Origin of the sequence: Petrotoga sp. 9PWA.NaAc.5.4, from assembly GCF_002895485.1 — a bacterium.
In the GTDB taxonomy this organism is placed as follows: Bacteria; Thermotogota; Thermotogae; order Petrotogales; family Petrotogaceae; genus AZRK01.
On sequence record NZ_AZRK01000017.1, the window covers coordinates 29,626 to 42,643 of the forward strand.

General features: G+C 30.2%; 10 protein-coding genes and 1 tRNA gene. 1 reads left to right on the plus strand and 10 read right to left on the minus strand.

Annotated elements, in window-relative coordinates:
* Positions 1-467 precede the first annotated feature (467 nt).
* Genes X924_RS06505 through metG form a run of 9 tightly spaced genes read right to left on the minus strand, consistent with a single transcriptional unit; the run spans position 468 to position 10,494 of the window.
* Complete coding sequence (locus X924_RS06505; RefSeq protein ID WP_121958128.1) at positions 468-1,856, minus strand: DUF342 domain-containing protein; 1,389 nt, start codon at positions 1,854-1,856, stop codon at positions 468-470.
* A 16-nt stretch (positions 1,857-1,872) separates the two neighbouring features.
* Entirely contained in the window at positions 1,873-2,682 is an 810-nt protein-coding gene (locus tag X924_RS06510; RefSeq protein WP_121958129.1) for an epoxyqueuosine reductase QueH, read from the minus strand.
* Positions 2,679-3,191, minus strand: coding sequence for a ComEA family DNA-binding protein (locus X924_RS06515; protein ID WP_121958130.1), 513 nt, complete (start codon positions 3,189-3,191; stop codon positions 2,679-2,681). The genes X924_RS06510 and X924_RS06515 overlap by 4 nt, the downstream gene beginning before the upstream one ends.
* Positions 3,188-3,949, minus strand: coding sequence for a hypothetical protein (locus X924_RS06520; protein ID WP_121958131.1), 762 nt, complete (start codon positions 3,947-3,949; stop codon positions 3,188-3,190). The genes X924_RS06515 and X924_RS06520 overlap by 4 nt, the downstream gene beginning before the upstream one ends.
* 2 nt (positions 3,950-3,951) lie before the next feature.
* On the minus strand, positions 3,952-4,947 hold the full coding sequence (locus tag X924_RS06525) for a hypothetical protein (RefSeq protein WP_121958132.1): 996 nt from the start codon (positions 4,945-4,947) through the stop codon (positions 3,952-3,954).
* Between the two features lie 13 nt (positions 4,948-4,960).
* On the minus strand, positions 4,961-5,407 hold the full coding sequence (gene rpiB, locus X924_RS06530; RefSeq protein ID WP_121958133.1) for a ribose 5-phosphate isomerase B: 447 nt from the start codon (positions 5,405-5,407) through the stop codon (positions 4,961-4,963).
* A 51-nt stretch (positions 5,408-5,458) separates the two neighbouring features.
* Positions 5,459-6,076, minus strand: a complete 618-nt coding sequence (gene lexA / locus X924_RS06535; protein ID WP_121958134.1) for a transcriptional repressor LexA — start codon at positions 6,074-6,076, stop codon at positions 5,459-5,461.
* Positions 6,077-6,100: 24 nt separating this feature from the next.
* Positions 6,101-8,542: a DNA gyrase subunit A gene (gene gyrA / locus X924_RS06540; protein WP_121958135.1), complete on the minus strand. Its 2,442-nt coding sequence runs from the start codon at positions 8,540-8,542 to the stop codon at positions 6,101-6,103.
* Positions 8,543-8,559: 17 nt separating this feature from the next.
* Positions 8,560-10,494 (minus strand): methionine--tRNA ligase, encoded by a 1,935-nt coding sequence (gene metG / locus X924_RS06545; RefSeq protein WP_121958136.1) that lies wholly within the window; start codon positions 10,492-10,494, stop codon positions 8,560-8,562.
* A 390-nt stretch (positions 10,495-10,884) separates the two neighbouring features.
* Here metG and X924_RS06550 point away from each other — a divergent pair, with 390 nt between their 5' ends.
* On the plus strand, positions 10,885-12,633 hold the full coding sequence (locus X924_RS06550) for a proline--tRNA ligase (protein WP_121958137.1): 1,749 nt from the start codon (positions 10,885-10,887) through the stop codon (positions 12,631-12,633).
* 78 nt (positions 12,634-12,711) lie between these two features.
* On the opposite strand, the gene X924_RS06555 is transcribed toward X924_RS06550, so the two are convergent.
* Positions 12,712-12,788 (minus strand) — tRNA-Ile (locus tag X924_RS06555).
* Between the last annotated feature and the right edge of the window lie 230 nt (positions 12,789-13,018).

Consider the following 13,018-nt stretch of genomic DNA (forward strand, 5'->3'; position numbering starts at 1 on the left):
ATGTTTTAGTGTTATTTTTTTACAAAATACCTTTCCAATTCTAATCTTATTTAATTCTTAATTTCTTTAATTTTTTTGCTACGTTTAGTGAAAGAGAGTGGGAAGGGCTCCGCCCTGAACCCGTTATAAATTCAAAATTTTTCTTTTAGAAAATTCTTATTTCTAAGTTCCTATCTAATACTTACTAAATATGAATTTCTTTAACTTCTTCGCTACGTTTAGTGAAAGAGAATGGGAAGGGCTCCACTCTGAACCCGTTATAAATTCAAAATTTTTCTTTTAGAAAATTCTTATTTCTAAGTTCCTATCTAATACTTACTAAATATGAATTTCTTTAACTTCTTCGCTACGTTTAGTGAAAGAGAGTGAGAAGGGCTCCGCCCTGAACCCGTTATAAATTCAAATGCTTATTTTTAAAAAATTATCATTTCTAAAGTCTCTACCTAAAACGCTAAATAACCAAGAAATTATTGATGAATTTCTGTTTGATAACCATGCGGTACTATTTCGTCGCCTTCCAATTTAAATATTACTTTTGTAACAGGAACATTAGGCACAAACTTCTTTTTGTGAATAATAATCTCAACACCGGGATAGACAATGCGGCGAGCAACTATAAATGCACTTTCTTTTGAAGATTGAATTTTTTGTTTTAACAATTCTAATCTTTCTTTTATTTCTTCTAATTCTTCCAACAAAAGTTTAAAGGTATTAACAGATTTTTTATAATACTCCAGTTTTTGAGTATCTAACATATTTTTTTCTTTAAGTTTTTTTAAGCCTGTGAGAATAGAACTTAATTTTTTCAAATTATCTGTAATCAAAGCTACTTTCGTTTCTAAGTCTACCAATTCTTGATTCAATTCTGGAGATATACCTACTTCACATATAGTCTTAACATTCCCTTCGCTACCCAAGATATCTGCTTCTATAAGGTTTGTTGCTAAAACAGTTCCACCAGAAATACGCCCATTGTTACCTTCAACAATTATGCTTTTCCCAGATTTAACGTTTGAATTAACTATGGAAGTCTTTACTATAACAGATTCAGAAACTTCTACTTGTACGTTTTCAATGTAATTACAGTATAAGCTTCCAACTTTAATTAAACCTTTTCCCCCTCCCTTTATCCCAAAAATATGTGCTTCTCCTTCACAAAGTATCTTTGCAGCTTCAACTACACCTTTAATTTCAATGTATGTTTTAGCTTCTACTACAAAACCAGGTTTAACATCACCATTAATTACAATCTTTCCTGGAAATCTTATATTTCCAGTAGAGTAATCAACATTTCCATCAATTTTATGCTCATCTGAAACATCTAAAAAGATTTCTCCATTTTTTTCTTCCTTGCTAATAAATTTACCATCGATTTTTGATATTACTTTGTTTTCTATTAATTCAACATTTTTCCCAAGTTTTAGTTTTAAATCTTTTCCTAGTATTCCTTCAACAACTTCGCCTCTGACATTTTTACCGTCAGGACCTTTCTTAGGAGGAATAACTTGTGCTAATTCTTCTTCAGTATATACAATTATCAATTGATTAGTTTCTTTTAAATCGATATCTTTTTGAATAAAATCTGTATTATTTAACTTTTGTAATAGTTTTTCGTGATACACTAACCTTGCATCTTCACCAACTCGAGGGGGATCTCCGTAAGCGATGGGGTATTCAATATTATACTTTGGAGCTGATATTATTTCATCTATGACTTCTCTCCTTATTCCGTGTATTATTCCTTTTTCTTTTAGAAAATTCTCGATTTCTTCAATTGTAGGAGGTTTACCATCATCAATAAGTTTTAAAGAAGCTACCATCGCATCTTCTGATACTTTAATTTCATATTTTGACATGGGAATACTCCTTTGTTCACCATAATATGATTTTTACTTTCCAATTGTCAACTTTATATCTTCCATTTTTTTTAATACCAAATTCTGCTGCAATATTCTTTTTCATTAATATTATTTGAGGTTTTAAGCATTTTAGAATTGAATAACCCTCATTTTTTAACAAGTTGTAAGATATATCTTCGGGGATTTTTAAAAGATCTTTTTTGTAAAGCTTTTCAAAAAGTTTTTCCGTTATAGTTTCTCCTAAAATTTCCTTAATTTTGGCATAATTTTTTTTCTTAGATTCTTCTTCGTATTTTTCAGATTCTACGGATGAAAAAAAGCATCCACAATAATTTTGACGATAAATATTATAACTTTTGCATATTTTTGATGCCTCTTTTATGCCATTGTTAGATCTAAAGTTTTCATATACAAAATTTGTTTTATTGTTATTAATTTCTTGAGTTATTTTCATTATGTCTTTATGAGATTTTCTTGGAGAAGCTAAAAGGGTAGAACTATAAAAATCATAGTTAAACTTTTCGGCGAAAGCTTTTGTTTTGCTTATTCTTAATTCCATGCACTTCACGCATCTTAATGCTTTATCGTTTTCCAAACCCTTTATTATTTCATAATATTTCTCGGGTTCATAAGGACCTTCTAATAACTTAAAATCCCAAAATTTTTGGAGTTTTTTCACTTCACTTAATCTTTTATAATATTCTTCTTGCGGATAAATATTTGGGTTATAAAAGAAAACAGTTGGCTCAAATAATTTTTCTTTAAGTTTTTTATAAGAAATTGTTAAATCAGGAGCACAACAAGTGTGAAGTATTATTTTCAAAAAATTATCATCCCTTCTATTTTTTCGATAGTAGAATTAGGAATACCTATTTTTTTTAATTCATCTACGGATTCTATATTCTTAATGGACCTGTATTCAACAATTCTTTGTGAGGTTACTTTACCAATACCAGGCAAACTCTCTAATTCTTCTGAGGAGGCAATATTTATATTAATTTTATCAGTTTTAACTGTATAAGAGTTTTTTGAAACATAAATATAGTCTTTAATATTTGAAAAAGTTTTTTCTCCTATTCCAGAAACATTTTTTAAATCTTCTATTTTATTGAAACCATAACTTTCTCTATACTTAATAATTGCAGATGCTTTAGATGGTCCTATACCTGGTATCTTAATTAAGTCTTCTACGTTTGCAGTTAACAAATCTATTTTTAATGATTCTTGATTCATATCAGAATTCAGAGTGTTTTGATGTTGATTAAGCGTTATAAAACTGATTGTAAAAACCAAAATTATACTTAAAAAGGAAAACAGTAATTTCTTTTTCACATTTTTTCAGTTCCATTAAAATAAACGCCTTTAGTAAATCGGTCTTTTATACTTAGACCAGTTAGTTCGTATATTTTTTCTTCATCCATGTTTCTCATATATTGCTGGGCTTCATTTAGAGTCTCAAATATTCCTACTAATATAGACCAGTAATCTTCATTACTTGTTTGAAATTTTCCATTGAATACAATAGCAGGAATGCCCGCTTTTCTTAAAGCGATTGTAGGAAACATTGCGGGAGCAGGCGTGGTGTATAAATAAATTTGGATGGAGAACATATACTGTTGAACTTGATTTTCTTCTAAACTGTAATCTTCTCTGTATACATAGTATTTATTTCCATTTTGAAAGATGAAATAAGGTATACTTTTTTCTAAAGCATATAAAGCTTCCTCAAAAGCTTTTTGTTTATTATCATATATCTTAACGGCTCCTTGATTTACCGGTTTAATTAGTGTTAAAGAGTTATCTAACAGTTCTTCATAAGTTAGTTCTTTTATATTATATTGTTTTTTTGCTTCTATTTTACCTATGTTTAATTCAGGTAACGTTAGAATAGGTTCAAGATTCAAGCTACTACCCTCTAAAGGCTCATAACTTGATAGCAAAGATTCATTTTCTAAAGCAACTATTTTCAAAGACAAATTATTCATCTGATTTTTTAGAAACAGAGTATAAATAGTTAGTAAAAAAGTAACTAACGGCAAAATAAAAACAATTAAAATAACGATAGTAGCTGGGCCTGTTCTGCTTTTCAATATTACACCCCTTTCATCAATACCTTAAATTCGGGAACGAATTCCATCAACTCGGATAAATTTAAATGCAAATTAACAAAACCATTTTGCGTGATCAAAGTTTCAAAAATAGGAATATTTTGACTTTTAAGTTTTATTATCTGAGAATAAAAAGATTTGGATAAACCAAAACTTTTAAGATCTTTATATATGTTTTCAAACATATCTTCGTCAATATATCCTAATTTAAGACTTACATATGAAAGGAAAACAAATGTAATATATTCACTTTCAATGAATTCCACATTTTTTTTATGTTCTGTATCTATTAAATACTTTACAAGTTTAGTTCCTGGAAAAACCAAATCGTTTGAATAAAGCGATAAAACAAATTTTATTGCTTGGTATAGATACTCTTCCAAATCTAACCTTAAAAAATTCTTTGAATACTTAAAAGACAATTCAGCAAATTTCTTATCGAATAACAATCCTAAGATGTATCCTAAAATAAAGTATTTTTTCATGTTGTCTTTTTCCAAATATTTACAAAAATATGGATCAACATAAACTATATCTGGATATCCATTAACTTTCAAGAAATTTTTCGTATAATTCATGTCTAAATAAAATTCTCCAGAAACTGGCAAATATATCATAGATGATAATGTCGTGGGAACAATCGTTAATCGACCTTTCGGGAAATCCAAAGTATGAAATGTATAACCTACTTGATCTATTAAAGAACCTCCACCTACCACTACCAAATCATTATAATTGCCTTTTATGATAGTTTTACACAAATCTAAATATTTATCAAAATATTTAGCTTCTTGCCCGCCGGGAATAAAAACAATGTTCTCATCTTCAAGAAAGTTCATATGTTTTTTTAATTTAGAGTCGATTACCATTAGTGTGCCATATTTAGAAACATACTTATTTAAGTAATCTTCGTAATAAGCTAAGTTAATATTTATATTAATTTCTTTTTCTATACCCTTTGAAAAATTGATACTCTTCATAACAAATCTTCCTTCAATTTTGCTTTTCTATTCTCGCAATTTTTTCTATCCGCTTTTTATGTCTTCCACCATCAAAATCAGTATTCAAAAATGTGTCTACTGTAAGCTTAGCTAAATCACTCCCCATAAGTCTTCCTGCTAATACTAAAACATTAGCGTCATTATGTTTCCGTGCAAATTCTGCCATAGTGGGGTACAAACATAAAGCGCCTCGCACACCTTTTACTTTGTTGACAGCAATAGACATACCAATGCCTGTCCCACACAGCGCTATTCCAAAATCTACCTCTTTGCTTGTAACCATAAGTCCTAAAGGTTCTGCATAATCTGGATAATCAACACTTTCTGAAGAATTTGCTCCCAAATCGATAACATCAATACCCTTTTCTATTTTTAGATAATTTTTTATAGTTTCTTTCATTTCATAAGCAGCATGATCAGATGCTATCGCTATTTTCATATTTTATCCTCCAATTATTATGTTTATAGATCACACTTTTAAACATCGTTTTTACAGTATTCTAATCAATCCAACCATTTTACCTTGTATTTTTAATCTATCGAAACTTATTTTTATTTCTTTCATCTCTTTGTTTTCTGGAATCAGCAAGACTTCTTTTTCGTTTATTTTTTTGTATCTCTTTAAAGTAGCTTTATTGTTATCTATTAAAGCAACTATTATATCTCCGTCTTCTGCATAATTTTGTCGACGAATGATGACAAAGTCTCCGCTTTTTATTTGAGCATCTACCATAGAATTTCCTTCCACTCTTAACGAAAAATATTCAAAAGTTTTAGGAAAGAAAGTCGTTGGCAAAGAAATGTAGTCTGTAATTTTCTCAATAGCCTCAATGGCATCTCCAGCCGCTATTTTTCCGGAAACAGGAACTTTTAATTCCGTTGTATAAGTTTGACCAGATTTTGAAGTCAAGGTTATACTTCTTGAAACATTTTTTCTCTCGATATATCCTTTGCTTTCTAATGTAATTAAATGTTTATGGGCTGCTCTTGGACTTTTGAAGTTGAAATGTTTCATTATATCTCTAATACTTGGAGCAAATCCATTTTCTTCAATATAACTTTTTATATAGGTTAATATCTGTGCTTGTCTCTTTGTCAACTCTTCCATCTTAGATTCTCCTTTTTCAATTCTTCAATCGTCTTCGTTTTTTACTTCAATTGCGTTTACTACGTAGTCATCCTCATCTAATCGAACTACAATTACACCTTGCGTTATTCTTTGTAAAACATTTATATTATCAACATTAACTCTAATTGCCTTACCTTTTTTTGTGAATATTAAAATATCCTTACCGTCCTCAACAGCCATAGCAGTAACTATTTTTCCGATTTTATTAATATCTCGGACCGTTTTTAATCCGACTCCCCCTCTGTTTTGTGGTCTGTAAGAATCGAATGCTACACGTTTTCCATAACCCTTTTCTGTTATTAAAAGCAATTTTTTATCATTTGTTATTTTCACAACATTTACCACTTCATCGCCTTTTCTCAATCTTATAGAAGTAACTCCCATTGCTGCTCTTCCCATCTTTCTTATTTGAGATGACGTAAAATTTAAAGCCATTCCTTCTTTAGTTATTACTAACAAATTGCTTTCTTTGCTATCTTCTAATAGTATAGCATCTACTACAGCATCGTTTTCAGATAGATTGATAGCTTTTATTCCAGAACTTCTGGCATTAACAAACTCTCTTAAAGACGTTCTTTTAACCTTTCCCATCTTTGTAAAAATAAGAATATCTTTATCATAATCGCCGTCTAAGGAAATAGAAATAAGGATTTTAATAGTTTCTCCCTCAGTTAAACCAATATAGTTGGCTATGTGGATACCCTTTGAATTTTTGGAACTCGTTTCTATTTCGTAAGTATTTATTTGGTATGCCTTTCCAAGGGAACTTATAAGCATAAGCTTAGACAACATATTTGTAAAAACTATTTCTTTAACGTCGTCGTTTTCTGAAATCTTGATTCCTTTAGATCCTTTGCCGCCTCTTCCTTGAACTTTATATTCTGATATGGGAATAGCTTTTATATATCCCCATTTAGTCAATACAATAACTACATTTTCATCTTTAATAACTTCACTCTCTTCTTCAAAATTTGATTTGTTGAATAAAATTTCTGTCCTTCTTGGATCACCAAATTTTTTGCTAACTTCATCTAATTCTTCTTTTATTATACTCATTAATCTTGTATTATTTTGTAATATTTCATTTGCTTCGTTTATTTTGTTGTATAAATCTGTCAATTCATTTTTTAAATTATCACTTTCCAACCGAGATAAACTTATCAAACGCATGTCAGCTATAGCTTTTGCTTGTTCTTCACTTACACCTATAGTTTCTTGAAGATTTTTTAGAGCTTCTTGTGGATTTTGTGAATTTCTTATTATTTCTATGACGGTATCTATACCTTGTACCGCTTTTATCAATCCTTCAACAATATGGGCTCTTTTCCTTGCTTTATCTAAGTCAAAATTAGTTCTGCGTGTTATAACTTCTACTCTATGGTCTATGAATGATTGCATCAATTCTTTTAGATTCATCAAAGTTGGTTGAGACTTGTTAATGACGTTCATTTGAACATAAAAATATGATTGCAGATTGGTATGTTTGAACAAATCATTTATTAATCTCTTTATATTAGCGTCTCTTTTTAATTCAATAACTAACCTTGTTCCGTCTTTATCGCTCTCGTCCCTGATATCCTTGATACCCGACTCTTTCTTTTCTTCCTTTTTCTTTATCTCATATTTTACTATCTGCTCTATAATATCTGTCTTAGAAGTATTATAAGGGATTTCATAAAATACTATAGCAGTTCCTTTGTCGTTTTCTTCTATTTTATACTTAGCCCTTATTGTAATTTTTCCTTTGCCATTTTCATATAATTCTTCTAAATTTTCACCATCTACAATACTTCCACCTGTAGGAAAATCAGGACCTTTTAAATACTTCATAAGCTCTTTCACAGAAGCTTGTGGATTGTCTATAAGATATTTTAATGCGTTAACTAATTCAACCAAATTATGTGGTGGAATATTGGTAGTCATTCCAACTGCTATACCACTTGAACCGTTCATCAACAAATTTGGAACTCTTGTCGGCAAAACAATAGGTTCTTGAAGGGATCCATCAAAATTATCAAAAAAATCTACAGTTTCTTTTTCTATATCTTTGAGCATGTATTCTCCAACTTCATCCATGCGGGCTTCCGTGTATCTCATCGCTGCAGGTGGATCTCCGTCAATAGATCCAAAATTACCTTGACCTTCTACTAAAGTATACCTCATAGTAAAAGGTTGAGCCATTCTCACTAAAGCATCGTAAATAGCAGCGTCTCCATGTGGATGGTATTTCCCCATAACTTCTCCCACAATACGGGCACATTTTTTAAAAGAAGAATTATGTTTTAGGTTCAGTTCACTCATTGAATATAAGATTCTTCTTTGTACAGGTTTAAGGCCATCTCTAACATCTGGAATAGCCCTACTTATAATAACACTCAACGAATATAATAAATAAGAATTTTTTAATTCATCTGTAAGGTCTTTCTCAAATATTTGATAATCCATTTATTACATAACCTCCGTTACGAAATTTTGGAACCTGGTTCTAAATCTCTATCCAAGGTTAATAAACTTAAATTTCCTTGGGAGTCTTTTGCTGCCAACAGCATCCCTTCTGACGTTTCTCCCATAAGTTTAGCCGGTTTAAGATTAGTAATTACAACAACTTTTTTACCAATTAATTCTTCAGCAGAATAATAAGATTTAATACCAGCTATTATTTGTTTGTCTCCCAACTCTCCTAAATTAATAACTAATCGTATCAATTTGTTCGATTTTTCAATATTTTCTGCTTTTATTATTTCACCAATTCTTAAATCAACTTTTTTAAAGTCATCTATTTCTATTACGTTGTTAGCATTGTTAATAGTTTCCATTTTTTCCTCCTTACCTGTTTTTTCTTGTTGAATAACTCTTTTCCATTCGTTTGAATCAATTCTTTCAAAAAGAGGATTACCTTTATCTATCTTTATTCCTTTTCTCAAAAGTCCTAATTTTATATTTTCAAAATGAATGTGTGCCGAATCATATCCAATCTTTTTTAATATGTCTTGAGATGTTTCTGGCATTATAGGATAAATTAAAATCGATATAATTCTAATGCTATCAGTTAAATTATATAGAACCGTTGATAATCTTCCTTTTTTGCTTTCATCTCTTCCTAAGATCCATGGTTCAGTGAGGTCTATATATTTGTTTGAAAATCTTATTATTTCCCACAAATTTTCTAAAGCCTGAGTAAATTGGTAAGTTTCCATGAAGTTTATATATTGATTTTTCTTGTTTTCTATTAGTTCAAAAAGTTCATCATCTATTTTATCAGATTTTTCTGAAATTGGAATTACACCTTCAAAATATTTTTCAAGCATTGTTAAGGTTCTGTGTATTAAATTACTCAGATCATTTACTAAATCAGCATTATATCTAACTATTAAATTCTCTTCGGAAAAATCTCCGTCTTTTCCGAAGTTAATGTCTCTTAAAAGATAATACCTAATAACATCTTTTCCATATACTTTCATCAAAATTCGAGGGTCTATTGCATTTCCTAAGGATTTTGAAATCTTTTGACCATTAACTGTTAACCATCCATGAGCAAAAACCTTTTTTGGTAAAGGTAGCCCTACCGACATTAACATAGCAGGCCAAATTATGGAATGAAATCTATTTATTTCTTTTCCAATTAAGTGTAAATCTGCAGGCCAGTATTCATTGAACTTTTCTACATTATCAGAAAAACCTATGGCGCTTACATAGTTTATTAGAGCGTCTACCCATACATAAATCACATGTTGAGGATCGCTCGGTAAAGGTATACCCCAGTCAAAAGAGGTCCTTGTTATACTTAAATCTTTTAATCCGTTTTTAAGGATCTGAAGCATTTCATTTTTTCTGAAAGATGGTTCAACAAAATCCGGATGTTCTTCATAATACTTTAAAAGAGGTTCCGTATACTTTGAAAGTTTAAAAAAATAATTTTCTTCTTCAACCCATTTGAGTTCTCTATGACATTCAGGACAAAGCTTTTTATCGTCTTCTTGAATAATATCTTCTTCTGCCCAAAAGGTTTCATCGTGCACACAATACCATCCTGCATATTTTCCTTTGTATACATCTTTATTTTCAATCATTTTTTGAACAAATATCTGGACAGTTTTAATATGGTAATCATCGGTTGTTCGAACAAAATGATCATAACTTATACCCATTTCGTCCCATAGTTTTTTGAATTTTGATGAAAGATTGTCAACATACTGTTGTGGAGAAATATTTTTTTCTTTTGAAGCTTGTAAAACCTTTTGGCCATGTTCATCTGTTCCGGTTAAGAAAAAAACATTATATCCCATCATTCTTTTAAATCTCGCTATAACATCTGCAACAATTGTGGTATATGCTGATCCTATATGTGGTTCACTGTTTACGTAATAAATTGGAGTTGTTACATAAAACTTGGGCAAAACTTCCACCTCCGGAAAAATCACACTTATAAAATATTTTAAAGATAGAATCATTTTTAATTATTATATCACAAAGATTAGTCAATTCTTTTTATTTGTAAAATATCAAGAAGTAAAAGTGCATATGGTATAATATATTAAATTTTGCGATATTTTTTCTTTCTTGGGTTCTCTCAAAAATGGTGCGGAATTCTCTTGAGCAAAGTGGTATCAGACTGAAAATCTAACAGGGTGTATCATGTACTTGGTTACAAATATCTGAGGAGTTAAAGAAATATGTGATTAGTAAGTATTAGAACTATAGAGGCAATTTAAATCTAAAACATTGATAAAAGATAAGTTTTAGAATTTCTAAAGTAAGTAATTATTAAACATACTGGAGGGATTGTTTTGAGATATTCTAAACTTTATGCTCCCACTTTAAAAGAGTCCCCTGCTGATTCTGATATTAAAAGTTATGAATTGTTAATTCGGGGTGGATTCATAAGAAAAATATCTTCAGGAGTATATTCTTATCTTCCATTAGGTTGGAAGGTTATAAGAAAAATTGAAAACATTGTGAGAGAAGAAATGGAAAGAATTGGTTCTCAGGAAATAATGCTGCCTATCATACATCCAGCTGAATTGTGGCAAATGACAGGAAGATGGGATGATTATGGTCCCGAATTAATGAAATTAAAAGATAGGCACAATAGAGAGTTTACACTTGGTCCGACTCATGAAGAGATAGTTACTTTTCTGATGAAAAACGAGCTAAGGTCATATAAACAATTCCCTGTAAATGTTTTCCAAGTTGCTACAAAATTTAGAGATGAAATTAGACCAAGGTTTGGTGTACTAAGGGCAAGGGAATTTATTATGAAAGATGCATATACATTTCATACAGATTATAATTCTCTACACGAAACGTATAAAGAATTTTATGGCGCATATGACAATATTTGCAAAAGATTAGGAGTTAAATATGCCATTGTTGAAGCTGATACTGGAGCTATTGGGGGTAGTTTTTCACATGAATTTCATGTACTTGCCCAAAATGGTGAAGGGAAAATCTATTTTTGTGAGAATTGCGGTTATGCAGCAAGCGACGAAAAAGCCAAATCATCAGAAGATTTTCAAGGTGTTGAAGAAGAAACACTAAAAGAAATTCAAATGGTTGACACAGGTGATTGTAAAACGATAGAAGAAGTTTCAAACTTTTTAAATGTTCCCAAAACAAAATTGATAAAATCAATATTGTTAAAATCCAACAAAGAATGGATAATGGCATTAATTCGTGGAGATAAAGAATTAAATATTTCAAAAATCCGTTCTTTCTTTCAAGATCAAACTATAGATTTAGCTCAACCTGAAGACGTTCTCAAAGCATTTAAAGTAAATGTAGGATACATAGGTCCGATAAATGTTCCAAACGATGTAAAAATAATAGCCGATTTTAGCGTAAGTTCAATGAAGAATGGTGTTATAGGGGCTATGCAAGAAAAGAAACATTATATAAATGCTAATCCCTATAGAGATTTTAGAATAGATGAAGTATGTGATATAAGATATGTGGAAGAAGGTGAAAAGTGCCCTACTGAGAATTGTGAAGGAAAACTAAAAATGGCAAGAGGAATTGAAGTTGGGCAAATTTTTGAATTGGGAGATAAATATTCAATAAAAATGAAAGCATACTTTACCGATGAAAATGGAGAGCAAAAACCTTATATAATGGGCTGTTATGGTTGGGGTGTTTCCAGAACTTTGGGGGCAATAGTTGAACAGTTAAACGACGAAGATGGAATAATTTGGCCAAAAAGTATAGCACCTTTTGAAGTAGCTGTCTTACCGTTGATAAAGAACGATGAATCAATAAAAGATTTTTCCGAAAAAGTTTACGATTTTCTTATTAAAAAAGGTGTTGATGTGCTTTTAGATGATAGAGAGGTTTCAGCAGGAATAAAATTTAAAGATATCGATCTTATAGGAGTACCTCTAAAAATACTAATTGGGAAAAGCTTTAAAGATGGTAAAGTGGAATTGAAATTAAGAAATAGCAAAGAAACCTTTTTTGTGAATTTTTCAAATTTTGAAAACCTCTATGAGGAAGTTATTAATTATTTGGCAAAATATGAACAAGATTTAAAAATCAAGTTTTAGATTGTTGACAAAAGTTTGTGAAAATAGTAAAATATTAACAGAATTAAAAATAAAAGCCGAATAAAATTCGGCTTTTATTGGTGGGCTCGGGTGGATTCGAACCACCGACCACCCGGTTATGAGCCGGAAGCTCTAACCAACTGAGCTACGAGCCCAAATCCGTAGATTATTATAACATTAATTATTATCTTTGTCAATACATTTTATAAAATAATCATAGTATGAGAAGATATTATATATTTTTTTACTTACTTTAAAAATGACAATTTTCTAAAAATAAGTTTTTGAATTTAAAATGGGTTCAGAGCAAAACCCTTTCCCTGTCTGGCTATGCGTAGCGAAAAAGTTAAAGAAATTCATAGTTAGTAAGTATTAGAGTTATAGA